Source organism: Paenibacillus sp. 2003 (genome assembly GCF_031455635.1).
Lineage (GTDB): Bacteria > Bacillota > Bacilli > Paenibacillales > Paenibacillaceae > Paenibacillus > Paenibacillus amylolyticus_B.
Window position 1 is genome coordinate 1,292,304 of sequence record NZ_JAVDTB010000001.1, and the last position, 24,175, is coordinate 1,316,478.

Below are 24,175 nucleotides of genomic sequence, written 5' to 3' on the forward strand. Positions count from 1 at the left end.
CCAAAATTAAAATGGAAGAAAAGCAGCGTTTGGAGCTTGACTAGTGCATGAGTAATGATCAAGTAGATCTTACGTAGCGCTGCTTATAGCCACCTTTTAGCTTGCGTAGAGCCGAAGCTCAGCCTAGACATCAGCCTTATGCAGCGGCAGCAAAATCATAAATTCAGTCCCCAAGCCTATTTGACTTCGTACTGTAATTTTCCCACCATGCGACTCCACAATCGAGCGGGTAATGGCTAGACCGAGACCTGCACCACCTTGTTTGCGCGAACGAGAACTGCTTGTGCGGTAAAATCGCTCAAAGATATGGGGCAGATGTGCAGGTTCAATGCCTGTGCCGTTATCCTTCACTGATAATTCAGCCTTATGATGCGTGGCATATAACGTTATGGAGATGGCTCTATGCTCTGGATCGGTGTGCTGCACCGCATTATGGAACAGATTCAGCACAACCTGCTTCAGCTTGTAAGGGTCAGCCAGTACATATACTTCAGCCGTCAGATCGAGATGAATGGATCTTCGTTGAGCCATCATGGCAAGTTGTGGTTGCATTTCGAGCAGCAGACTATCCAGCTGAATGACCTCCCGCTCCTGCCTTGGAGCCTGATCCAGCTTGGTTAGTAACAGCAAATCTTCAACCAGCTTGTTAATTCGTACGGATTCGCCGTGCATGCTGTCCAGTGCTTTATACAATTGATCTTGATTGGTCGCTGCACCCCGCTGCAGAACTTCAATGAAGCCGTGAATGGAGGTGAGCGGGGTACGAAGCTCATGGGAAGCATCAGACAAGAAACGCTGCATCTGCTCTTTCGATTCCCGCTCCGCTTCAAACGAGTTCTCCAGCCTTTCAAGCATGCCATTGAATGAAACTGCGAGCTGATCCACTTCTTCTTGTCCCTGAACGACGGGAAGGCGTTCTGCGAGGCTGCATGCATCGATCTGCTGTACTTTATTCACCATGTTGGACAGGGGAACCAGCGTCCGGCGTAATACCTTAGTGTATAGAATCAGACCGGCTACCATGGCCAACAGCGATAACATGATGAAGATCAGAAGCTGTTTAATAATCAAATCTCTAAGTGGCTTCGTAGCGGTGCCCATCTGGACCATCGGTAAACCGCGATTGCGTGGACCGGGTGAAGCGAATACAATCAATTGCTCATTCCCTTGGCTATCCGTGACGATCCGGTAGGGAATGTGTTTTTGTTCTTTCAATTCATCTGTAATGTTCTGATAATCAGCGGTTGATACTTGAGGGGCTTTCAGACCGTCTTCTCCAAAAACATCCTCGAACGTACCTTGGTTATCAAACAGGGCAAGTGAACGGTCAGGAATAAACAACACCCGATTACCAGACCCGTTTCCTGACTGTCCACCGAAAGGATTGTTGGAAGAGCCGTTACGTGACTGGATTCCGAGCCAAACCGGGGGCATGGACATGAGCTGTTCTTCCATGGTTTTTGCCTGATTCCGGTAGAGAAAGCTTTCCATGATCCAGAATTGCAGGATACCGATTAACAATAGTAGCCCAGCAAGCACGAACAGAGAACGTGAAAGCAATTGAGAACGCAGTGAACGAGGCCAGATCCATTGGTGAAGACGTCTTAAACGAAGTTTATTTTTCTTAGGCAGCGAGTTCATTAGAGATCCACCCTGTAACCGACACCTCGAAGCGTGCGAATGAGTTTATGCTCTTTATCCCCGAGTTTGTCGCGCAAGGAGCGAACGTATACCTCCACAATATTTTCTTCCCCGCCAAAATCATACCCCCACACCCGGCTTAGAATAGTCGCTTTGCTAAGTACAATCCCATGATTAAGCACAATAAATTTTAACAGTTCATATTCGGTAGGAGATAGCTCCAGGACCTGATTCTGATAGGTGATTTCTTTGCGCTGATCATCAATTCGGAACGGACCGTGGGTGACGGCTCCCATTAATAAAGGAAATTGATTGCGCAGTCTGGCCTGAATCCGGGCGAGCAGCTCGTCGAAGGCAAAGGGTTTGATCATGTAATCGTCAGCACCTAGCCAAAGGCCCTTAACCCGATTCTCGACTTCGTCCTTCGCTGTCAGCATAATAACGCCAACCTGAGTTCCGGTCTTACGCAGACGCTCGACTACTTCGAATCCATCCATCTCTGGCATCATGACATCCAAAATGGCCATATGTGGCTTGAATTCAAGCGCCAATTCAAGCGCAGCCGCTCCATCCGGCGCGGTGCGCACATCGAAGCCCTCATTACTTAATCCCAGCTCTAGAAATTGTAAAATATGCGGTTCATCATCAGCCAATAGTATTTTAATTCCGCTGCTAAGCTTCATAATGCGGGGTTCCTCCTTGCTTGCTTCCATCTTAGTTCTCCCTCAATTGAGAGGGACTGTATGTTGTATTATCGCTTGCCAAACTGAAATTTAGCTGAAAGGATTGTGAATTATCCTCAGACAACATTCAGCGGGTACTCATCCCAGTTTTATTTTGGCATGTCACAATATTAGACATGAAGAACTTTGAAGGAGTGATTAACTTTGAATAACACCAAAAGAAGGATGGATCTTGTCCTTCTGCCGATTGTATTACTGGCGGCGTTTCTGAATGGTTACGGTATCTGGAACGATCAATATGCCAACTCCTACTATACGACTGCCGTTGGTAGTATGCTCAGCAACTTCCATAACTTTTTCTATGCTTCACTCGACTCGGCAGGCTCGGTCACTGTAGATAAACCACCTGTTGTCTTCTGGATTCAAACGGCCTTTGCCTATGTCTTTGGATTGCACGGATGGAGCGTTATTTTGCCGCAGGTATTAGCGGGAATCGGTTCGGTGCTCCTGATCTATTTCATGGTGAAACCTACATATGGTCTTGCAGCAGCACGAATCTCGGCACTTGCGATGGTGACTGTGCCTGTCGTGGCGGCAGTCAGCCGGACCAATAATATTGACAGCATGCTGGTGTTTACACTACTGCTGGGTTCATGGTTTTTGTTCAAAGGCAGCAAACAAGGCAGTGCTTGGCGCATACTGGTTGCCTTTGGGTTAATAGGCGTAGCCTTTAATATGAAAATGCTTCAAGCCTACATGATTCTCCCGGCTTTTTATTTGTTCTATTTGCTCGCTTTTCAGGCGAAATGGAGAAGGAAGATCATCCTGATGATCGGCAGCACAGTAGTTCTGGCGGTCGTTTCCTTATCCTGGGCCGTCACTGTGGATTCCATACCCGAAGACCAAAGACCTTATATCGGCAGTAGTGAAACGAACTCGGTCATGGAACTCGCCTTTGGATACAATGGTCTGGCTCGCCTAACGGGTCAGCAGAATACTGCAGGTAACGCAGGTATGCCAAATGGTATGGGACAGGGAAATAATCGGGGCAATCGAGGAGATTCGACTTCAGGCCCTAATCAGACAGGCAGTGGTGTTCCTGCCGCTGGGCAAGATGTCAATGCACAGGACAACGATAATATGAATGGTTCGAACGGCTTGAACACCATGGGTGGCATGAATGGGCCGAATGGCAATTTCCCGAACGGGCAGATGCCAAATGATATGGAAATGCCAAATGGAAGAAATTTTGGCGGTAATGGTGGCGGAGGCATGTTTGGTACGGGGGAGAAAGGTCCTCTGCGTCTGTTCCAGACTGAACTTTCAGGTCAAGCTAGCTGGCTTATGCCAGTTGTATTGCTTGGGTGCATTGCCATATTTGCAGGATTAAGACGGAGAAATATAACCAGCAAGCACAAGGAGGCCTTGTTCTGGCTGGCCTGGCTGCTTCCCGTTGCTGCCTTTTTCAGTGTGGCAGGTTTCTTCCATCAATATTATCTGATTATGCTTGCACCTCCACTTGCTGCGCTGACTGGCGCAGGATTTATAGCGATGTGGAAGTCATATCGTGATCGCGTTGGATGGCAGGCATGGTTGCTTCCGGTGTCCGTGCTGCTGACGACTCTGTTCGGCTGGTATATCATGCAGGGGTATAACGATACGATTGGTGCAGGCTGGTCCATTAGTGAATTGATCGCAGGCATTCTGGTCACGGTCATCCTGGTCGTTATGCTTCATCGCACACATCGATGGAAACAGGGCTTCATTATCGCGGGATTCATGGTGATGCTGATCGGTCCAATCTACTGGGCATTCACCCCAATTACTTATGGTGGCAACAGCATGATTCCGGCAGCAGGACCTACTGGTTCCAATGGCATGTTTGGTGGAGCCGGAAAGGGCATGCCGATGGGTAACGGTGCAGGAGTCACAGAAATGCCTGCAACGGGTGGCCGTGGCGGAATGGGTAACCGTAATGAAGAAGTGGATACAGCCACACTGAATTATCTGAAAGAGCACAATACAGGCGAAACGTATCTCTTCGCCACTACGGACTATAATCAGGCAGCACCTTATATCATCGATGAGAAAGCAGCAGTGATCACGCTTGGAGGTTTCTCCGGATCAGACCCGGTGTACACAACAGAGGAACTGGAGCAACTCGTCAAGAGCGGGCAAGTGAAATACTTCATGGTTGGTGGCATGGGTGGCCGCGGAGGGAATTCTGAAATTAACGATTTGATCAAAGAGCACGGAACCGAGATTCCGTCCTCTGAATGGCAGACAGGCACGGACAGCGCGTCCATGAATAATGGAGATACAGAGAATGAAGCTGGACTCGGATTTGGATTCGGGTTCGGATTTAGCGGACAGACCACCTTGTACGAAGTGAATTTGTAAAATGTAATGAAAATCTCGAACGAAGTCCATTGGAAAAGGGAGGGGACAAACATGGCTCACGCGTACCGATACAGTATTATTATTCCCATGTATAACGAGGAAGCGGTGATTGAGGAGACTTATCGGCGTCTGAAGAAGGTCATGGGCAGCACGGGAGAGAGCTATGAACTGTTGTTTGTTAATGATGGCAGCATGGATCGAAGTGCACAGATGATCCGTGATTACGCCCGTTGGGACGAGAGTGTGAAGCTGATTGATTTTGCCCGTAACTTCGGACATCAGATTGCAATAACAGCGGGCATGGATTACGCAGTGGGGGATGCGGTGGTTATTATTGATGCGGATCTGCAGGACCCTCCCGAACTGATACTGGATATGATCGCCAAATGGAAAGAGGGCTATGAAGTCGTATATGCACGTCGCACCAGACGAAGCGGGGAAACGCGCTTCAAGAAATGGTCGGCAAGTCTGTTCTATCGTGTCCTTCGTGCCTCAACCGATACGGATATCCCGGTAGACACCGGAGATTTTCGCCTGATTGATCGCAAAGTATGTGATGAGATGAAACGTTTTCCGGAGAAAAACCGGTTCGTGCGCGGGTTGGTCAGTTGGGTCGGCTTTCGTCAGACTGCGATTGAATATGAACGCGATGAACGTCTGGCAGGCGAAACAAAATATCCGCTAAAACGCATGCTGAAGCTAAGCCTGGATGGTATTACTTCATTTTCGTATAAACCGCTCAAGCTCGCAGGTTATGTAGGTGCAATCCTGTCGGTAGGCGGATTCATCTACATGTTAACGGTTATTGGTTCGGCCATCTTTACAGATTCAACGATTAAAGGATGGCCATCCATTGTGAGTATCATGCTGATGTTTAACGGATTCATCTTGATCATGCTGGGCATTCTGGGCGAGTACGTTGGACGAATTTATGATGAGACCAAGGCACGTCCACTATACATTGTGAGAGACGTGGTTCAGGCCGAGGGCCAGCAAGCGCAATCCCGATTGACAGCCCGAGTTGCTCATCATGACTAAGCGTCTGGTGACACTCTTCAAGTTTGGTATTGTGGGTGTTGCGAATACGGCAGTGGATGCGGTGGTGTTTGCTTTGCTTGCACTGGTCGGTGTACCGGTTCTGATGGCTCAAGTAATCTCGTACAGCTGCGGTGTTGCGAACAGTTATTGGCTGAACGGCAGGTGGACTTTTCGAGATACGACACGAGGAGGTGGCGATAGAACGAAACTTATTCGTTTTCTAATCACCAATCTTATCGTTCTCGCGTTATCCGCGCTGATTCTGATGACTTTGCACGATAAGTTGGATTGGAGTCTCGTGATGAGCAAGATCCTGGCGACCTTAATGGGAATGGCCCTGAACTATATGGCTAGCAGATATTGGGTATTTCGTACAACTAACATATGAAAGGAGTGTATGATGAAATGCGAATTAAAAAAGCAGTTATTCCGGCAGCGGGTCTTGGAACCCGTTTCCTGCCAGCAACGAAAGCACAGCCCAAAGAGATGTTACCGATTGTAGACAAACCGGCCATCCAATACATTGTTGAAGAAGCAGTGCAGTCAGGCATTGAGAATATTCTCATTGTGACCGGACGCAACAAAAAATCCATAGAGGACCATTTTGATAAATCCGTTGAACTTGAACACTCTTTATATGCCAAGGGCAAACAGACTTTACTGGAAGAGGTGCAGGCCATCAGCGAGATGGCCAATATTCATTTTATTCGTCAAAAAGAACCGCTGGGTCTGGGGCATGCGATTGGGTGTGCACGGCAATTTGTAGGAGAGGATGCCTTCGCTGTACTGCTGGGAGATGACATTATGGTGTCTGATTCGCCTGCACTTGCACAGATGGTTCATCTCCATGAAAAAACAGGCAACCAGATCATTGGTGTCCGTCAGGTAGACCCGGCAAATGTGAGCAAATATGGCATTATTGATTCGAATGGTGCTGAGGACCGGGTTCACCGGGTCACCAATCTGGTCGAAAAACCTTCTCTTGCGAAAGCGCCATCCCGTACAGCTGTAATGGGACGATACATATTGAAACCTTCTATCTTTCCCATTCTGGATCAGATCGAGAGAGGGGCTGGAGGGGAATATCAGTTAACGGATGCCTTGAAAGAAGTGAGTCAGGTGGAGGAACTGTTGGCCCTTGAACTGGAGGGGCGCCGCTACGATATTGGCGATCAATTCGGATATATTCAGGCGATCTTAGAGATCGGACTGATGCGCAAGGAATTACAGCCCATGCTGACACCCTATCTTCAGAAGCTTGCAACCCAGTGGGCATAGTGATTGATATGTAGCAGAGTTTAGATCTGCTGTAGGACGGGGTCTACTCCGTGCAATGGTTCTGTCTAGACTCTAGCATTGTACATTGCTTCCTGTAACGCTACAATGAGCAAGAAGTTCAAGTTGCTCTTTGAGGGGTGAGGAATCATGAATGAATCTATCATCAGGGACCTTATTAAGTATATGGACGTGGAGGACAACGCCGCCATTCAGTACATTCAGACCGAGCATCGGATGAAACTGGGACTCTTTTGGGGGATACAGGAAGGCAGCCGCGTTCTGGAAATCGGGTGTGGTCAGGGAGATACAACGGCCGTGCTTGCACATCTGGTGGGGGAGCATGGGTACGTTCATGGTGTAGATATTGCACCAGAGGATTATGGTGCACCGCTGACCGTAGGCGAAGCGGCAGCCAAGCTGCGGAGATCTCCACTGGGTGATCGAATTCGAATGGATTATGATTTCGACATTCTAAGTGATCAAGTTCAATTCTCTGAGAATGAGTTTGATGTTATCGTACTTTCCCATTGTTCCTGGTACTTGAAATCGTTTGACGAACTCGCCCAGATTCTTAGCAAGGTTAGGACGTGGGGACATCAGTTATGTTTTGCAGAATGGGATGCACGAGTTACAGATGTGAGCCAGCTCTCACATTGGTTATCCGTTCTAATTCAATCCCAGGTCGAATGTTACAAGGAGAACAGCTTCTCCAATGTGCGGACGCTCTTTACACCGGAGGACATCCAAGAGCTTGTCTCTGCGGCAGGCTGGACGATTAAGGAAGAGACTTCGATCCATTCTCCCGAGCTGCAGGACGGTCGCTGGGAAACCGAAATGACACTGGCCGAAGCGCCTGTGGAATTGAAACTACTTCCGATCCCGGACAAAGTAAAAACACTTCTTCTTTCCGAACTAAAATTACTTAAGACACATCATGCCTCGGGGCCTGGGAGCCCACTGGGAACGTATGCGATTGTTGCAAAAAAGCAGTAAGGAAATAACGAATAAATTCCATGATCTAAAAAAATGTGTTTACTTCATCACAGTAATTTTGATATTATAATCGCAATATCAAATGCGACGAAGAGACGAGTAGATAAAAATCATTCTTTCAAAGAGAGCTCCGGCAGCTGAAAAGGAGTAAAGAACTTTTTATTGAATAAAGACTCAGAGCAGCACATCGGAACTTAGCATTTAAGGGATGGTGTGACAGGAGCTCCTGTTACAGAGCTAGAGTATGAACGGTCTACAGCTAGCAACATGGTTGTAAACCTTTACTTGAAGAGGCGGATATGGTGACATATTGGCGAATCTGGGTGGTACCACGAGAGTTCAATCTCGTCCCTGAGACTATTGTCTTGGGGATGGGATTTTTTGGTTTTTTCGGAGCTGTGACTACACGCTTTGGAATTGCCTGAATAGTGTTAATTAGGAAGTCAAATTTCATAATACGTTTTTAGTGAGTTATGAAATTGATTAAAGAGAAGAATCACTTAAACCGAAAGGAAATGATGATTGAATGTCAGCAAAATTGAAAGTTGGTATCGTCGGAGGAACGGGAATGGTGGGTCAGCGTTTTGTGGACCTGCTTGATCAACATCCATGGTTTGAAGTAACAGCTATTTCTGCAAGCGCCAATTCGGCAGGTAAAACATATGAAGAATCCGTACAAGGCAGATGGAAACTCGCAGTTCCTATTCCGGAAGCTGTGAAGAAAATCGTTGTTCAGGATGCTTCCCAGGTCGAAGCTTTTGCCAGCCAGGTTGATTTTATTTTCTGCGCGGTTGATATGAAAAAAAATGAAATTCAAGCGCTCGAAGAGGCTTACGCTAGAACAGGCACACCTGTCGTGTCCAATAACTCGGCTCACCGCTGGACAGCAGATGTACCAATGGTAATCCCTGAGATTAACCCGGGACATCTGGATGTTATTGAAGCTCAACGCAAACGTCTGGGCACAAAAACCGGATTTATTGCTGTAAAACCAAACTGCTCGATTCAGAGCTATGTGCCTGCACTGCACGCCTTGCGTGAGTTCAACCCAACTCAGGTCGTTGCTTCCACGTATCAAGCAATCTCGGGAGCAGGTAAAAACTTTACGGACTGGCCAGATATGCTTGATAATGTCATTCCATACATCGGTGGCGAAGAAGAGAAGAGTGAGCAGGAACCACTCCGTATCTGGGGCAGCATTGAAAATAATGAGATCGTCAAAGCGTCGGCTCCATTAATTACAACACAATGTATTCGTGTACCGGTAACGGATGGACATCTGGCGACCGTGTTTGTAAACTTCGAGAAAAAACCAAGTAAAGACGAAATTCTGGAGCGTTGGTTGCAGTTTAAAGGTCGTCCGCAGGAATTGGCTCTGCCAAGTGCACCAAAACAATTTATTACGTATTTTGAAGAAGAAAACAGACCTCAGACAAAACTGGATCGTGATATCGAACGCGGAATGGGTGTCTCCACAGGCAGACTGCGCGAAGATTCACTTTATGACTACAAATTCGTTGGATTGTCCCACAACACGCTCCGTGGAGCGGCAGGTGGTGCGGTTCTGATCGCTGAACTGCTTAAAGCTGAAGGATATATTCAACCGAAATAAGCATCAAAGAATCATGAACAGCAACAGATTTCTGCAAAGAATGATTAGATGAAAACCATCACTTGTTGATGGTTTTTTTTGTGGGCTATATCGGAAAACGGAGTGGAGTCATGGAGTGGTATGAAATATGTAAAGTAAAAAACGCCGACAGGATTGTCAACGTTATTTACTGCGCAGCTGCCGGGCACTGACTCGAAGCTTTGGTTTCAGGAAGAATACGACTCTTTAGCCGAGAAGCCGGACAGCTACCTTCTTCGTCGCGTTTGGTTTCCCAATTAATAGGATTGGTCATATCCGGGATGCGTTGCTCCAAAATGGCCTGATATTGACGTGCTTTCTCTTCCAAATGAGCAACACGACTCTTGGCTTCTTCAAGCTGAATCAGCGCTGCTTCCTTGTACTCCATCATAAGTGCGAATCGTTGTGCAACGGTTGAATCTCCTTCAAGACAGAGATCGACGTACGTTTTAATGTTTTCAATCGGTAAGCCTGTCTGTTTAAGGCATTTGACGCCGTGCAGCCAGTTGATGGATTCTTCATCAAACACCCGAATGTTATTTTTATTGCGTTGAATGCTCGGAATCAAGCCCTTATCCGTGTAAAAGCGTACCGCGTGCTCTGTGAGTCCCGTAAGCTGTGCAGCATCCTGAACCGTATACATAATATGTAATCCTCCTTGTGAAAAAATATATTAGAGTGCTTGACTTCGTGTAACACGAAGGAGCTAGGGTTATTGTAACGCAAGTCGGACGGAAGTGGAATCCCGCTTAGTTGCAGGATTCCGGCATACGTAGCCGGTTGCGATTCACATTTGAACCTTAGGAGGAGTTAATATGCAAACGGTAACCTTAAATAATGGAGTGAAAATGCCGATCATCGGCTTTGGTGTCTATCAAGTTCCCGATGCGGATGAATGCGAGAATACGGTATATGAAGCATTGAAGGCCGGTTACCGCCTGATTGATACCGCCGCCGGATATCTGAACGAAGAAGCGGTTGGACGTGCAATTAAACGCAGTGGCATACCGCGGGAAGAACTGTTCATCACGACCAAGCTTTGGATTCAGGATGCAGGATACGAAAGTGCCAAGCGGGCGTTTGCCAAATCGTTAAGTAAGCTGCAGCTCGATTATCTGGATATGTACCTCATTCACATGCCGTTTGGTGATTACTACGGCGCATGGCGTGCGATGGAAGAACTATACCGTGAGGGCAAGATCAGGGCTATCGGTGTCAGTAACTTCCTACCTGACCGCCTGATGGACCTCATCGTCCACAACGAAGTTGTGCCTGTCATCAATCAGATCGAAACTCATCCGTTTCAACAGCAGGTCGACAGCGCTGTTTTCATGAAAGAACAGGGGATACAGCACCAGTCATGGTCCCCGTTCGCCGAAGGTCGCAACAATTTGTTCAGCAACGAAGTCCTGGTTTCCATTGCTGAGAAACATAACAAATCCGTCGCCCAGGTTGTACTGCGCTGGCTTGTGCAGCGGGATGTTGTTGTTATTCCAAAATCAGTACGCAAAGAGCGGCTTATCGAGAACTTCGGTATTTTCGACTTTGTACTAAGCCAGGAAGAGATTGCAACCATTTCCACGCTGGATACCAAGGAAAGTCTATTCATGAAGATTGACGACCCTGAAGTTGCCAAGATGCTAGGTAATATGAAAGTGGATTTGTAAAAACAGAAACGAATGACTAGATTTACGAAGCGTAGCAGTATCGTAGCGATATTAGTAATCATAGCAATTCAAATCAAAACGCCGACATACATGTCGGCGTTTTGTAATCATCCAGTATTTTGTTAGGCCGCGGATGTCTTATCCGACTTATGCAGAAGCTGAGAGCGACGACCGAGCAGATAACCTGTCAGGGAAGCCAGCATCTGTTGGAATACCATGCCAAGCACTACCGGGACAGCAACAGGTGGCGGAAAATACGAAACAGCGAGTACTGCACCTGCGCTGATATTACGCATCCCTCCATTGAACACCAAGGCGACCTGATCGGCCTCGTTCCAGCCCAGCAATCGGGCGATGAAATAACTCAGTGCATAACCGAATGATGCCAGGAAAATAATGATGACCGCAAGACCAGCCAACTTCCAGTTGAAATCAGCCAAGTAGGGCGCAACGACAGATCCGTTAATCGCAACGACTGATGCCATGAATAATTTGGATAACGGATTCAACCTTGGTCCCCAGACCGGGACAATGGCGCCTTTGGTCCACTCATTCAGCAGCATACCGAGCAGGGAAGGCACCACAATCATCCAGAACAGACTGCTCATCATGGCTGCTGTGTCCAGTGTGACACTGGTTCCGATTAACAGGGATAACACCCCGGGCACTACGAAAGGAGCAAGCATGGTATCAATCAGGATGATGGAAAGCGTAAGTGCGATATTGCCCCGATAGATGCTGACCCAGATGAAGCTGCTTATTCCTGTCGGAATCACGGCTGCCAGAACAAGTCCTGTTATGGTGTACGCATCTGTAGGGAAAACCAGATGACCCATACCAAGAGCAATTAGAGGCATCGCCAAATGCAAAATAAACAGACATACAAACAAGGGGAACGGCTTCTTCAGCACGTTCACAAAATCCCGTATCCCAAGACTGATACTTCCAGCGAACGTCATGAACGCAAAAAGCCAAGGGGATAAAAAGGTATAAGAAGAAAGAAAACTCCCGCATAACACGCCAATAATAATACTGATTGGGGTAATCAGTGGCATGATGCGGTTCAAGCGTTGGTTCAAGGCTTGAAGCATAATCATGACATCCCTTTACCGTGTGATTTTACTATTATACATGTTAATAACGCTGGCTGCAGACCCATTTGCAATGCAGCAGTCTGAACAGGTATCATGGACTTGGAACAAGGATTCCGATTAGGAGAAGGGGAGATGATCATGTTTATAAGAAAAAGAAAGCACACATTAATGATGACAGGCCTTATTGCATCAAGTATTCTGCTGATTTCAGCCTGTTCTGTCGTGGAACAAGCCAATCAAAGTATAAATTATGTGAGTGGGGCTACTGATTATATAGAACAGGTATCAAACGCCGGGGCTGATCTACAAGAGCTTGCATCGGGCGCGGTGAATAATCCAGAGATAACAACGCAGATTCAGGAGAAAATCGATCTGATTCAAGCAGAAGCAAGCGAATTTTCTCAGCTTACGGCACCAGCGATCGGAGAAAGCATTCATGAGAATCTGGTTAGTTACAATACTCAATTAACAGAAGTTGTGGACAATTTCGAGAATACAATTGCAGAGCAAGGTTTTACCGCAGAAAATTGGGAGAAGACAGGCATTCCTGAACTGATCACCAACATTAATAATTTAAAAGATCCGCTTAGCGGACTTCAGGGTGAATAAGTTGAATTGATCTTAGCAACTTAGATAATCAGTTTGTAATCGAATACTTGAGAAGGGCGAGATATCGGAATGATTGAATTACCGTTATGCTCGCTTTTTTATTTTCCGAAAACGGATGCATATTTAATATCACAGGAGCTAGACTATATCATGTAAATAGGAGATGTATATGACATTTATCTCATATTTATGTGAAGATGATCAATGGTTTGACAAGGTTGGGACAGAGGCGTATGATAAGTATATAAGTTAATAAAGTATAGTTACTTACTATAAGTTATAAAACGCACCTAAATATATTTTGCCAAAGGAGAACGGAGTCATGACTCAACACAATGGAAAAGTAATCATTATTACAGGTGGAGCAAGTGGTATTGGAAAAGAGACAGCACTTCAACTTTCGGATCAAGGTGCGACTATTGTGGTCGCTGACTATAATGAAGACGGAGCGAAGAAGCTTGCGGCAGAGATTGAAGCAGCAGGCGGAACAGCGGGCGCGTACAAAGTGGATGTATCCAAAGGGGACGAGATCAAAGCCCTGATCGACTGGACCGTAGAGCAATATGGTACGCTAAGCGGTATTTTCAATAACGCAGGCATTGGACTTGTGAAGCCATTTCTGGAGATGGACCCGGAATCCTATCACAGAGTCATTGATGTAGATCAGCACAGTGTATACTACGGTATGTATTATGGCGCGAAAAAAATGGTTGAATTAAATGTACAAGGTACTATTGTAAATACAGCTTCGATCTATGGAAGTGTTGCTGCAGTAGGCAGCTTCAACTACAACGCAGCCAAGGCTGCTGTTGTTATGATGTCCAAATCCGGTGCATTGGAACTTGCTGAGCATGGAATTCGTGTAGTTGGTGTAGCCCCTGGCTTTATCGAAACACCGATTCTGGGTGATGACCAAGCCATGAAGGATGCGCTTGCTACTCAACATATGCGTGGAGAGCTTATTCAACCGGAGAAAGTAGCCAGTGTGGTTACATTCCTGTTCAGTGATGCAGCAAGCGCAGTGAACGGTACAACCGTAGCCGTAGATGATGGATTCCTCAGCTTCAAAACCAAATAAGTACCCTTTTATAATTAAGGCAACTCATCTCAAAAAACAGAAAAAAACGGTGCAGAACGATTTATTCGTTTTGCACCGTTTTTGTATTTTCATTATAACGTAATCGTAGCATGTGAGATGGAAATAAGTTTGTCGAATCATCCCGAAATTTCAGAGATCGTGATACAATTAACAAGACTATAGCTTTTTATCATTTTGTGGTGTCATATACAATTCGAACTCCGAGAGAGCCATAACTCTCTTCTCTGTAATGACATTGAGAACAGGTTTTGGTCGAACATAACGCATCGTTATGAACTTGTAATTTTTCATTGCACTGTGGACATTTATTTTCAAAAAGAGTCTTCAACACGTTAAACATGCTTAATCACTCATTTCGGATTAATTTACTTGGTTTTAATTATAACTGATAATATTCGCTGTGTATAGCACTTTTGAGTGATATCGAAATGAGATTTATATTGCACGAAAGGAAGCGCATAACCGATGGATCTTCTGCTTTTTGTCATCATGTTTATACTGGGTCTGGTCGGTTCATTCTTCTCCGGTTTGTTGGGTATTGGTGGGGCCATTATCAATTATCCGCTGCTGTTATATGTTCCATCCTGGATGGGACTGGAGCCATTCTCAGCACATCAGGTATCTTCGATCAGTATGTTTCAAGTGTTTTTCGCTTCACTTGCCGGTGTGGTTGCATTCCGCAGAAAAGTAAAGACGGGTAGAAGTGGTGGGGCAATCGTTCACCGCGGTTTGGTGCTGTACATGGGCTCCAGCATTCTTGCTGGCAGTCTGATCGGCGGGTTCATATCCGGTCATCTGGACGGAAGGGTTATTAATCTGATCTATGGCATTCTGGCGATCATGGCAATCGTGCTAATGCTCATTCCCGGAAAAGGAAAGCTTGATACCTCAGCACCACTGGTGTTTAATCGATGGATTGCAGCAGGCACTGCTTTTGCAGTAGGCATTGTATCAGGAATTGTTGGTGCGGGTGGTGCCTTTATCCTCATTCCCATCATGCTGACGATTCTCAACATCCCCGTACGAACGACGATTGCTTCTTCACTGGCGATTGTATTTATCTCCGCTATTGGCGGCGTTATAGGGAAAATTACGGGTGGAGACATTCCGATGGAACCCATCATCTATACGGTGATCGGCAGTTTACTCGGGGCATCCCTTGGTTCACGGGTTAGTTCGATGATCAATGTGAGGGTACTTCGATATGCATTAATCGTACTTATCGCCATCACAGCGGTCAAAGTCTGGTCATCCATTCTGTAAAATCACATATATGGGAATGAACAATGACGATTTCGTAACCAAACGGTTGGATCGCCGTATAAAGGTTATGAACATGAGCTGAAGCGTTGGATACACGATCAAATGAGTTCAGTTTTCGTCCATGGAGCACCTCATCTCCTTTCATGGATACATGTTTAACATTAATAGAATTTGAGGTATCCACCCTATGAATAACGTACTTACAGAACAGGCTGATGCAGGATATCGGCTAGCTGAGCAGAAAGCATCTCAGTATTTTACTTCTCTTAGGCAGCAACTTATGGATAATACGTATACGACAGCACTTACCCAAGATATTCATGTATGGCAAAAAAAACATATTCATCGTTTTGCCTGGCTTTCTCTTTTATCACCTAGCAAAAGAAAACCGGATCCCCGGGATGTTCATAGATATATCCATTGGCTGAATGCTACAGGAAAACTGGATGATTACCTGGATCGGAGTATCTCCTATATTTATATGCGGGATCTGGGGCAAGCCCTTGATTCTCCGTATACGCAGGCCCGAATTCAGCACATTGTCCAGAATACCAAAAAATACTTTATGGGCTCTGCCACTGGGCGCAAAGGACAGCCCGATTATATCAGTCTGGCTGCGTTGTACCGGTGGGGACAGAAGGAGCACATTGAAGCAGCTGTCATCTGGGTGATGAACAAATTAAAGAATGTAGCATCCAACATCCCGAAGGAGCTGGATGCAGAGCAGGCGCAGCGGAAGCTCATCAAGATCATTCTCGGCGTGGTCCTTCATGTGGACGATGAGATGAATGAGCAGACACCACCTGAAGAGCGTGCACGGAGATTTGATGCGGCGATCCGACTTGGTTATTCGTACGGTTTGACGTATCCATTTGTGGATGATCTGCTGGATTCTCAAGCTTTGACTGTTCAAGAAAAAGAACAATATTCCCTGATGATACGCGATGCACTTCTTACCGGGGTCGTACCTGATCTGGGGGAGTGGAAAGGCAGCAACCTTGAAGTGATTGAATATGTGCATTCCGAGCTTCGGGAAGCATTTGAGTACATCAAGAACTATCAGCATCCAGAGAAACAGCGCACGTTTTTAGAGCAATCCTATGTGTTCTTTCAGTCCCAGGAGATCGATCGCAACAAGAAATTAGCCAATGCGAATTATACCAATGAAGAATTGTACATTCCGATTATTATCAAATCTTCTTCTTCCCGATTAATCGTCCGGTCTGTTCTCAGTGCACCAGTGGATGAAGGATTTGATCTGCGGACGTTCTATTACGGGATATATAATCAGTTGGCCGATGATTTTGCCGATATGTTTGACGATATGGAAGAAGGGGCAGTAACTCCGTATACGTACTATTTGAAGTATCGAGATTTGCGTCCCGACTTGATTAATCCATATGAATTGTATTGGGCAGTCATCTCTCATCTAATCCATGATGTATATAACTCGGACGCCAAGACCCGCGAGGTCATACTGGATCGTGCCATTAACGGTCTGAAGCGTTGTAAAGAACGGTTGGGGCAGCAGAAATATGATGAAGTGATGTCGATCTTTGCCTCTGGGCAGCCTGAATTCAATCAACTGGTTCAACAGATGGTGCGAAAAGCAGATGACGTTGATTTCCTTGATAAATTGTTACGGGATCAGGTCGTACTTCAATTGAAAAATGACAAGCAGGAGAAAGAAGAGTTCAAACAGACCATTCGAACGGTTCGCGAACAGATTAATGTGGAGTTGCAGATTGCCAAGCCCGGTGGCCTTCATGAGATGAAAGAAACACTGATCGATGCAGCTAACTACAGCTTGCAGGGAGACGGAAAAAGGCTACGTCCGATATTAACTTGGGTTATGGGCGTGCGCGAATATGGTCTACCTGAGTCATCCATCGTTCCGCTGCTAAGATCATTGGAGTACATGCATACCGCTTCCCTGATCTTTGATGATCTGCCTACGCAGGATAATGCTTCGACAAGACGTGGACGATCCACGCTGCACCAGGTACACAATAGCGCCACAGCAGAGCTTACGGGTCTGTTTCTCATTCAGAAGGCGATTGGAGAGCAATCCTCATTGAATCGCTTTGATGCGGCAACCGTGCTCACGCTCATTCAGTATTCGGCTGAAAAAGCAGAGGATATGTGTATGGGGCAGGCCATGGATCTGAACTCCAAAAGTAAGGCACTGACGCTTGAGCAGTTGAACATGATCTGTTTTTACAAAACAGGCATTGCCTTCGAAGCTGCCCTGGTCATGCCAGCGATACTTGCCCAAGTGAAGGAACCGGAGATGGCTACGCTGAAAAAGTTCGCTTATCATGCGGGGATCGCCTTCCAGATCAAGGACGACTTGCTGGATTTCGAGGGAAATCACCTCATTCTTGGGAAACCTTCAGGTCAGGATGAGCGGAACAACAATTCAACCTTTGTGTCCATTCTTGGTGATGAAGGCGCGAAAAAAGAGATGTGGGAGCATTATTGTCTTGCTACTGATGCATTGAACGAGATGCCGAAACCTATTCCCTTCTTGAGACATTTATTGGATTATCTTGTTGGTCGCGAGCGCTAACCTTTTTTATTTACGATTCCGTGTTGCGTATGACTTATTATGATATATAATGACAAAGGTCGGGATTCCATATGAATGGATTCCGGGCCTTGTTTGGTTTGAAAGACACAGATCTCTTAAAAAGATTTGTTTCAACGGCTGAAATTCTGGGTATTAAGCAGGTACTGTTGTTTTAAATCTGACTAATTTTTATAAAACATCTTATATCAGTAAAAACTTTAGATTTCGACAATCTTTATATGGAGTCTATATGCCAAAAGGAGAGCTTACAATGCAGGTTCAAAAGGTCGATCATCATGAATTGTTCGAGCAGATATATAACCAAGCACCTATTGGAATTGCACTCGTTGCTCCAACAGGACAATGGATGAAAGCGAACCCTGCTTTTTGCTGCATGCTAGGTTATACAAGTGATGAATTAATGGATCTCACGTACCAGGATATTACACATCCGGATGATTCACCGCAAGATATGATCTGTAGTTACGAGCTATTTGAAGGTAAAATAAAAGAAAATCAATACGAAAAGCGTTACATCAATAAAAATGGTGACATCTTATGGACGTCATTGCATGTTTCATTAGTTCGTAGCGAAATTACGGATGAACCTATTTACTTTATTTGCCACATTGTTGATATTACAGACCGTAAAATGTCTGAACAAAAGCTTCTGCATACTGAAGAGATGTTCAAACTTATTACGGATCATGCTCAGGAGATCATCTATATTGCCGATCAGGAGGGTGTTTGTCGATTCTGCTCACCCTCAGTTCAAGGTTTACTGGGTTATTCGCCAGAAGAAGTAATTGGTCAAAATAATGATGCATATTTTCACCCACAAGATCTGGAACGGATTTCACAGATGGACTTGACCAAAGGTAATCTGTTGAATACTAGGGTCCGTCATAAAGATGGGCATTATCTGTGGTTTGAAACCACATACAAGGTCTTTGGTGATGCTGAGCATGGACAGCAGATTCTTTCAATTGGACGAGATGTATCAGAGCGAAAAAAACAAAAGGATATCAGTGCTGAGGCTGAACGTATTGCCTTAATTGGTAGTTGGGAATGGGATATGGTCAAAGACCACATTACATTATCAGATCAGATCTTTGAGATTTTTGAACTTGAACGCACCTGCAAACCATATCGTATAAGTGATGTTTTTGATGTTATGGACGCTGAAGATATAGCCTCTTTACAAAAACATATTACAGGGGTAAAACAGGGTGAACCGCTTGATTTTGAATACAAACACATCGGCTCTGATGGAAATGAGAAGTATCTTCACCTGCGTGGATTGATTACGCTTGATGAGCATCGTCAGCCAGTCCAGCTAAACGGAACACTACAGGATATCACTGAACGCAAACGCATCGAATTTAAATTGCAGGAATCTGTGGAGCGATACACTTCGCTTAAGAAATACAATCATGACGCCATTATCTCGTTTAACATGGATGGTAATATTATGAATGCAAATCCAGTAGCGGTGAAAATGACAGGTTGTCCCGTGGCTGAAATGATCGGTACAAGCATAAGCAGATTTATCGGAGCCAGTAATCTGGGTCTGATTCTGGGCAGTGATTATGAGATGGCTGAAAAGGAAATCAACGCTGTTCGGCACACGGATGGATCTGAGACAGAAGTCTTGGCTACGCTTGCTCCAATTATTATTAATAAATCCAATGTCGGGTTTTACCTGATTGCGAAGGATATTACGGAGCAGAAAAAACTGCTGGTAGCCAAAGAGACAGCGGAGAGAATGAATAAGGCCAAAAGTGAATTCTTGGCGATGATGAGTCATGAAATCCGCACACCTATGAACGGTGTAATTGGGATGACGGATTTGCTTCTGGATACTCCTGGACTTAGCGGGGAACAAAAGGAATATATTGAAATCATCCAGAAGAGTGGAGATTCCTTGCTGGCCATCATTAATGATATTCTTGATTTTTCCAAAATCGAGTCAGGCAAAACCGATCTGGTGGAGGATCCTTTTGATCTCGTAGAAATCGTAACCGAGACGGTGCAAATCGTAAAACCACTGGCTCGTGAAAAAAAGCTGGATGTTCGTATATGCGTAGAAGATGCTATTCCAACTCCGGTGTATGGTGATGCTTATCGTCTTAAACAGGTACTTACCAATATCATCGGCAACGCCGTCAAATTCACTTCAGAAGGCGGAGTAGAAGTTAAAGTGGGAGTTAAGGAGCAGTGCGGCAATAACGTGCAGCTTTATTTTCAGGTAAAGGATTCGGGCATTGGGATTCCGGTTGAGAGGAAACAACAATTATTTGAACCTTTCTACCAACTGGAGAATTTTATGACTCGCAAACCTCAAGGTACTGGTCTTGGCCTTGCCATTAGTAAGAAACTGGTAGAGCTTATGCAGGGCGAGATCTGGATCGAGGAATCGGATGAACCGGGTACAATATTTATATTCACCGCCCAATTTAAATTAAATAACGGTGAAGAGAGCAGCAGGTTGGATCAACAGCAGAAGAAGAGCAGAACATCAGCCTTGCGGATTTTAATTGCAGAAGACAATGAGGTGAATCAGCTCGTCCTTAGCAGAATCGTTGAGAAAAAAGGGCACTTCGTGGATCATGTGGCGGACGGTGTTGAGGCAGTCGAGGCGGTCAAACACAATTCATATGATATCGTCTTTATGGATGTGCATATGCCAAGGCTTAATGGATTCGAAGCCACAAAAGCGATTAAAAATTCTTTGCACCCCGAGAGTTGTCCATACATTATTGCGGTAACTGCAAATGCGGTAAGAGGAGACATGGAAAACTGCTTGAAGGCCGGCATGGATGCGTATATCAGCAAACCGATCAAAATCGAGTCCATTATGCAAGCGTTGGAGACCTATTACATCAAAAATAATCTCTGAGTCGATGAAAATGGATTCATGAGCAAAAGCTGCTAGCTTATCATAAATAAGCTAGCAGCTTTTTTTTTGAACAAATCTCTAAAGATTTTTGATCCACAATTTGGAGATGTCCAGATAACCGAATTCTGCTATCTGCATGCCGAAGATGCTCTGATCCAGTTCAGCCTGCTTGTTCATGTGACAACCATGTAAGATCCAGCAGTGATCACGTAGCAAGGCTTCAGCTTCATCCAGGAGCGCAGTTCGGTCTTCCCGATGGAGCTTTGCGAAATGATCCAGTTTGTCATCCAGTAGAGACTGGAATGCAGGAGACATACACATATGAAAATGGTTGGACAGGTTTTTGAAAAAATGAATCATGCCGTACTGCCAATCTTCCTCCAGTATCTCTTCAGCGAGGATCAATTGCGCGTTCGTGGTCTCCTCTGAGTTGAAGTAATCCACAACGGCCTGCATGCTGATGTTCAGACCGATGGACTCTGCACGACGTTGGAACCACTCCGCAACGTCTGCATCCTTATTATGCTTATACGATAATGTTACCGTCTCACCCTGGTACCCACAGTTATGCAGTAATTCACGAGCATGTTCAAGAGAAGCAACGGTCCAGTCTTGGGCTGCACTTTTCCAGGGAAGGAAGCTGCTGGCCGGTGTGATCCGATTCCCGCCGAGATCTCGGACAAGCGCGACCGAATCATAGACGATACGCAGGGCTTGTCGAAATAGGGGGTGATGATGGATGCCTTCCTTGTGAAAATTGAACAGCATATACTGACAACCCAGCGCCGGATAATTGATGCTGTTCGTCTGATCACAGCCTGTTGCGAGACTCAATCGATCTGTACCCGGTAGCTCATAATAGCGATCATTCGGACTCAGGTCAGGCACAAACCAGAAATGGACTTGATCCAGATGTGGCCGGATGCCGTAGTACGCATCAAAAGCGGTAAGCTCCAGCACATCTTCATTCAGCTCAGAGATCTGAAAAGGACCGGTACCTATCAATGTATTGGCTACATTGGAATCGTAGGGCAGGATTGTCATCCGAATACAACTGAACAAATGCAAGAAGAACCGATTAGGACGATGTAGAACAAACTTGATGCAGTAATCACCAGCTACTACCGCACGTTCAATATCCCGATATAACCAGATGGAGGGACTATTCACATCAATTAATCGTTGCAACGTCGCTTGGACATCTCGGGACGTCATGATACGTCCGTTGTGGAAACGTACACCTTTTCGGAGATAAAAGGTCCATAAGCGATGGTCTTCGCTGCATTCCCACATGTGAGCTAGTGCTGGCAGGAATGATTCTGTCTTGGCATCATAGGTGATCAACGTATTACAGACCTGGCTTAATAGGTAGGTTTCAAATGCAGTATAAACAAAGGCTGGGTCCAAATCACCTAACTGGCGTGACCTCATGATGCGCAGGATATCCTGACCAGAGGCAGTTTCATCATGACTGTGAAATCCCATCTGTTGATGGAGGGAGAGCATGAGCTGTTCTCGCAATTTATCATCCACCTGAACAGTTCCGATGAGTTCAATAGCATCTTTCATTCTGCCTTTAGCCAGAAGTTCGGTAAAACTCGCTTCCAGCGCTTCATTCATACTTCGCAGCATCGTTAACTCCGAATGATGTCCACGACCACGCCCAGGCTGCCAATGGATAAAGCCTTGTTCCTCCAATTTTCTGAGAATGAATTTCACATTACGAGGGGTGCAGCACAAGGCAGCGGACAGGCTATCGATCGTTACCGCTACAGGTTCATGAAGTTTGAATGAAAGTTGTTCGGCCCCAGCAAGCCTTATAAAGTGTGTATGTAGGGTATCCATGGTCATGACTCCTCTATTAAAGGTGAAAAGTGTGATCATATGTTTACACTTTTCTTTCCCCCTTTTATCCTTACAATTATACATTAGTAGAAGTTGTTCAAAAAGTCCGCTTTTGAAGCACTTAGAAAGAATAGGAGAAGTTCGCATGAAGCAATATTTAAGGCAAATTCACCCCTTGGCATGGACGATCATTATCGGAACCATGTTTGGACGTCTTGTGACGTCAATGAGTATCCCGTTTCTATCCATCTATCTGACACGTGTACTAGAGGCTACACCGACCCAGACCGGTATTACTGTGGCCGTTAGCTCGTTGGCAGGTGTAATGGTCAGCTTTTATGGCGGTTATATTTCGGACCGGATCGGGCGCAAAATCGTGATGTTAATCTCGGTATTTAGCTGGGCAGGTGTGTTTTTTATTTTTTCAGCAGCAGAGCATCTATGGGTGTTCTTTGTTGCCAATACGTTAAACGGATTATGCCGCGCAGTATTTGAGCCCACCTCCAGAGCGCTGTTATCGGATATTACTTCTCCGGAGAACAAATTGCTGGTGTTTAACCTCAGATATGCTGCAATTAATCTTGGTGTAGTCTTTGGGCCAATTATCGGATTTCAGCTGGGATCATCTGAATCAACGTTTCCGTTTGTGATTTCCGGATTGGTATACATAGCCTATGGACTTGTATTATTTCTGCAATTCAAGCTACAGCATGCCAATCTGCCAGAGCGTCATCAGGCAACCGCACCACGTTTGCGTGAAGCACTTATGACCACCGGTCGCGACCGGGTATTTCTGCCGGTATTGATCGGTACCACATTTTGTGTTCTGGGTTACGGGCACTTTAGTTCTACGTTGGCACAGTACTTGGCGAGGAGCCCGATCTTTGAAAATGGAAGCCAGATGTTCTCGTACATGCTTTCCCTGAATGCCGTGACGGTACTGATAATTCAGTATCCTCTTGTGCGAACCTTCCGAAACTTTCCACCGCTTGTCCCTCTGATTGTGGGTAACCTGCTGGTGGCAACCAGTCTGATGATGGTTGGAATCGCTGAAGGTGTACTCCTGATGATGATGAGTGTCATACTATTTACCATTGGGGAAGTGCTGTTGTTCACCATGATGGATATGCTCATTGACCGGATTGCGAAGCCGGAATGGAAAGGAACGTATTTCGGTACCATCGGATTCAATAATATCGGTAGTGTCATTGCTCCTGTCATGGGAGGGGTGTTGTTAAGTCAATTTGGAGCGGAGAACGGGCTCGCTGTCTTTCTACCGATTGCGCTGACGACTGCTCTGGGAGTACCTTTTCTTCTGCTCGCACATAGACGTCTTGTTGTTAGAGAGAAGCAAACGGAGTCCACATCATTGAGTATGTAGCAGGAATTGAAAGATTAATGCCATGAATTAAATAACAATTCAGTTAAAATTATCTTGACGGATGTTAGTCCAGCGAATACAATAAA

At 45.6% G+C, this 24,175-nt stretch carries 18 protein-coding genes and 1 other annotated feature; of the genes, 13 read left to right on the top strand and 5 right to left on the bottom strand.

What is annotated here, in order from left to right:
* Positions 1-123: 123 nt before the first annotated feature.
* Positions 124-1,641 carry a sensor histidine kinase gene (locus J2X75_RS05885; RefSeq protein WP_310334954.1) on the bottom strand — a complete coding sequence of 506 codons (1,518 nt, stop codon included), beginning with the start codon at positions 1,639-1,641 and terminating at the stop codon, positions 124-126.
* Positions 1,641-2,324, bottom strand: a complete 684-nt coding sequence (locus tag J2X75_RS05890; RefSeq protein ID WP_310336663.1) for a response regulator transcription factor — start codon at positions 2,322-2,324, stop codon at positions 1,641-1,643. The genes J2X75_RS05885 and J2X75_RS05890 overlap by 1 nt, the downstream gene beginning before the upstream one ends.
* Positions 2,325-2,549: 225 nt before the next feature.
* Between J2X75_RS05890 and J2X75_RS05895 the strand changes: the two genes are divergently transcribed.
* The 6 genes from J2X75_RS05895 (at position 2,550) to asd (ending at position 9,645) form a co-directional block, all read left to right on the top strand.
* Entirely contained in the window at positions 2,550-4,724 is a 2,175-nt protein-coding gene (locus J2X75_RS05895) for an ArnT family glycosyltransferase (protein ID WP_483874287.1), read from the top strand.
* Positions 4,725-4,775: 51 nt separating this feature from the next.
* Entirely contained in the window at positions 4,776-5,762 is a 987-nt protein-coding gene (locus J2X75_RS05900) for a glycosyltransferase family 2 protein (protein WP_310334959.1), read from the top strand.
* On the top strand, positions 5,755-6,150 hold the full coding sequence (locus J2X75_RS05905) for a GtrA family protein (RefSeq protein WP_310334961.1): 396 nt from the start codon (positions 5,755-5,757) through the stop codon (positions 6,148-6,150). Before J2X75_RS05900 ends, J2X75_RS05905 begins: the two co-directional genes overlap by 8 nt.
* A gap of 17 nt (positions 6,151-6,167) precedes the next feature.
* Positions 6,168-7,040 (top strand): UTP--glucose-1-phosphate uridylyltransferase GalU, encoded by an 873-nt coding sequence (gene galU, locus J2X75_RS05910; protein WP_310334963.1) that lies wholly within the window; start codon positions 6,168-6,170, stop codon positions 7,038-7,040.
* Between the two features lie 147 nt (positions 7,041-7,187).
* A complete protein-coding gene (locus J2X75_RS05915) occupies positions 7,188-8,033 on the top strand; it encodes a class I SAM-dependent methyltransferase (protein ID WP_310334965.1) in 846 nt (281 codons plus the stop codon).
* A 78-nt stretch (positions 8,034-8,111) separates the two neighbouring features.
* Positions 8,112-8,389: a binding site (T-box leader), on the top strand.
* A gap of 170 nt (positions 8,390-8,559) precedes the next feature.
* Complete coding sequence (gene asd / locus J2X75_RS05920) at positions 8,560-9,645, top strand: aspartate-semialdehyde dehydrogenase (RefSeq protein ID WP_017688716.1); 1,086 nt, start codon at positions 8,560-8,562, stop codon at positions 9,643-9,645.
* Between the two features lie 166 nt (positions 9,646-9,811).
* On the opposite strand, the gene J2X75_RS05925 is transcribed toward asd, so the two are convergent.
* The gene (locus J2X75_RS05925; RefSeq protein WP_310334968.1) at positions 9,812-10,306 is read right to left on the bottom strand and encodes a MerR family transcriptional regulator; all 495 of its coding nucleotides are present in this window, start codon (positions 10,304-10,306) and stop codon (positions 9,812-9,814) included.
* 172 nt (positions 10,307-10,478) lie between these two features.
* Here J2X75_RS05925 and J2X75_RS05930 point away from each other — a divergent pair, with 172 nt between their 5' ends.
* Complete coding sequence (locus J2X75_RS05930) at positions 10,479-11,330, top strand: aldo/keto reductase (RefSeq protein ID WP_310334970.1); 852 nt, start codon at positions 10,479-10,481, stop codon at positions 11,328-11,330.
* A 122-nt stretch (positions 11,331-11,452) separates the two neighbouring features.
* Here J2X75_RS05930 and J2X75_RS05935 read toward each other — a convergent pair whose 3' ends face one another.
* On the bottom strand, positions 11,453-12,421 hold the full coding sequence (locus J2X75_RS05935; protein WP_047842786.1) for a bile acid:sodium symporter family protein: 969 nt from the start codon (positions 12,419-12,421) through the stop codon (positions 11,453-11,455).
* A gap of 135 nt (positions 12,422-12,556) precedes the next feature.
* On the opposite strand from J2X75_RS05935, the gene J2X75_RS05940 reads away from it, so the two are divergent.
* The 5 genes from J2X75_RS05940 (at position 12,557) to J2X75_RS05960 (ending at position 20,863) form a co-directional block, all read left to right on the top strand.
* Positions 12,557-13,033, top strand: coding sequence for a DUF6376 family protein (locus J2X75_RS05940; RefSeq protein ID WP_310334974.1), 477 nt, complete (start codon positions 12,557-12,559; stop codon positions 13,031-13,033).
* Between the two features lie 322 nt (positions 13,034-13,355).
* Complete coding sequence (locus J2X75_RS05945; protein ID WP_047842788.1) at positions 13,356-14,111, top strand: SDR family NAD(P)-dependent oxidoreductase; 756 nt, start codon at positions 13,356-13,358, stop codon at positions 14,109-14,111.
* A 486-nt stretch (positions 14,112-14,597) separates the two neighbouring features.
* A complete protein-coding gene (locus J2X75_RS05950) occupies positions 14,598-15,395 on the top strand; it encodes a sulfite exporter TauE/SafE family protein (RefSeq protein WP_091016659.1) in 798 nt (265 codons plus the stop codon).
* Positions 15,396-15,582: 187 nt separating this feature from the next.
* Entirely contained in the window at positions 15,583-17,964 is a 2,382-nt protein-coding gene (locus tag J2X75_RS05955) for a polyprenyl synthetase family protein (RefSeq protein ID WP_310334976.1), read from the top strand.
* A gap of 271 nt (positions 17,965-18,235) precedes the next feature.
* Positions 18,236-20,863: a PAS domain S-box protein gene (locus J2X75_RS05960; RefSeq protein ID WP_310334978.1), complete on the top strand. Its 2,628-nt coding sequence runs from the start codon at positions 18,236-18,238 to the stop codon at positions 20,861-20,863.
* Positions 20,864-20,941: 78 nt separating this feature from the next.
* On the opposite strand, the gene J2X75_RS05965 is transcribed toward J2X75_RS05960, so the two are convergent.
* Entirely contained in the window at positions 20,942-22,708 is a 1,767-nt protein-coding gene (locus J2X75_RS05965; protein ID WP_310334979.1) for an ABC transporter substrate-binding protein, read from the bottom strand.
* 145 nt (positions 22,709-22,853) lie between these two features.
* Between J2X75_RS05965 and J2X75_RS05970 the strand changes: the two genes are divergently transcribed.
* Positions 22,854-24,089: an MDR family MFS transporter gene (locus J2X75_RS05970; protein WP_366345091.1), complete on the top strand. Its 1,236-nt coding sequence runs from the start codon at positions 22,854-22,856 to the stop codon at positions 24,087-24,089.
* Positions 24,090-24,175: the final 86 nt, after the last annotated feature.

What these genes read in the sequence shown, in the direction of transcription:
- J2X75_RS05945 (WP_047842788.1), top strand. Translation starts at nt 13,356, where the DNA reads ATGACTCAACACAATGGAAAAGTAATCATTATTACAGGTGGAGCAAGT.
- J2X75_RS05960 (WP_310334978.1), top strand. Translation starts at nt 18,236, where the DNA reads ATGCAGGTTCAAAAGGTCGATCATCATGAATTGTTCGAGCAGATATAT.
- J2X75_RS05970 (WP_366345091.1), top strand. Translation starts at nt 22,854, where the DNA reads ATGAAGCAATATTTAAGGCAAATTCACCCCTTGGCATGGACGATCATT.
- J2X75_RS05905 (WP_310334961.1), top strand. Translation starts at nt 5,755, where the DNA reads ATGACTAAGCGTCTGGTGACACTCTTCAAGTTTGGTATTGTGGGTGTT.
- J2X75_RS05930 (WP_310334970.1), top strand. Translation starts at nt 10,479, where the DNA reads ATGCAAACGGTAACCTTAAATAATGGAGTGAAAATGCCGATCATCGGC.
- asd (WP_017688716.1), top strand. Translation starts at nt 8,560, where the DNA reads ATGTCAGCAAAATTGAAAGTTGGTATCGTCGGAGGAACGGGAATGGTG.
- galU (WP_310334963.1), top strand. Translation starts at nt 6,168, where the DNA reads ATGCGAATTAAAAAAGCAGTTATTCCGGCAGCGGGTCTTGGAACCCGT.
- J2X75_RS05900 (WP_310334959.1), top strand. Translation starts at nt 4,776, where the DNA reads ATGGCTCACGCGTACCGATACAGTATTATTATTCCCATGTATAACGAG.
- J2X75_RS05965 (WP_310334979.1), bottom strand. Translation starts at nt 22,708, where the DNA reads ATGGATACCCTACATACACACTTTATAAGGCTTGCTGGGGCCGAACAA.
- J2X75_RS05895 (WP_483874287.1), top strand. Translation starts at nt 2,550, where the DNA reads ATGGATCTTGTCCTTCTGCCGATTGTATTACTGGCGGCGTTTCTGAAT.
- J2X75_RS05890 (WP_310336663.1), bottom strand. Translation starts at nt 2,324, where the DNA reads ATGAAGCTTAGCAGCGGAATTAAAATACTATTGGCTGATGATGAACCG.
- J2X75_RS05940 (WP_310334974.1), top strand. Translation starts at nt 12,557, where the DNA reads ATGATCATGTTTATAAGAAAAAGAAAGCACACATTAATGATGACAGGC.
- J2X75_RS05915 (WP_310334965.1), top strand. Translation starts at nt 7,188, where the DNA reads ATGAATGAATCTATCATCAGGGACCTTATTAAGTATATGGACGTGGAG.
- J2X75_RS05885 (WP_310334954.1), bottom strand. Translation starts at nt 1,641, where the DNA reads ATGAACTCGCTGCCTAAGAAAAATAAACTTCGTTTAAGACGTCTTCAC.
- J2X75_RS05935 (WP_047842786.1), bottom strand. Translation starts at nt 12,421, where the DNA reads ATGCTTCAAGCCTTGAACCAACGCTTGAACCGCATCATGCCACTGATT.
- J2X75_RS05925 (WP_310334968.1), bottom strand. Translation starts at nt 10,306, where the DNA reads ATGTATACGGTTCAGGATGCTGCACAGCTTACGGGACTCACAGAGCAC.
- J2X75_RS05955 (WP_310334976.1), top strand. Translation starts at nt 15,583, where the DNA reads ATGAATAACGTACTTACAGAACAGGCTGATGCAGGATATCGGCTAGCT.
- J2X75_RS05950 (WP_091016659.1), top strand. Translation starts at nt 14,598, where the DNA reads ATGGATCTTCTGCTTTTTGTCATCATGTTTATACTGGGTCTGGTCGGT.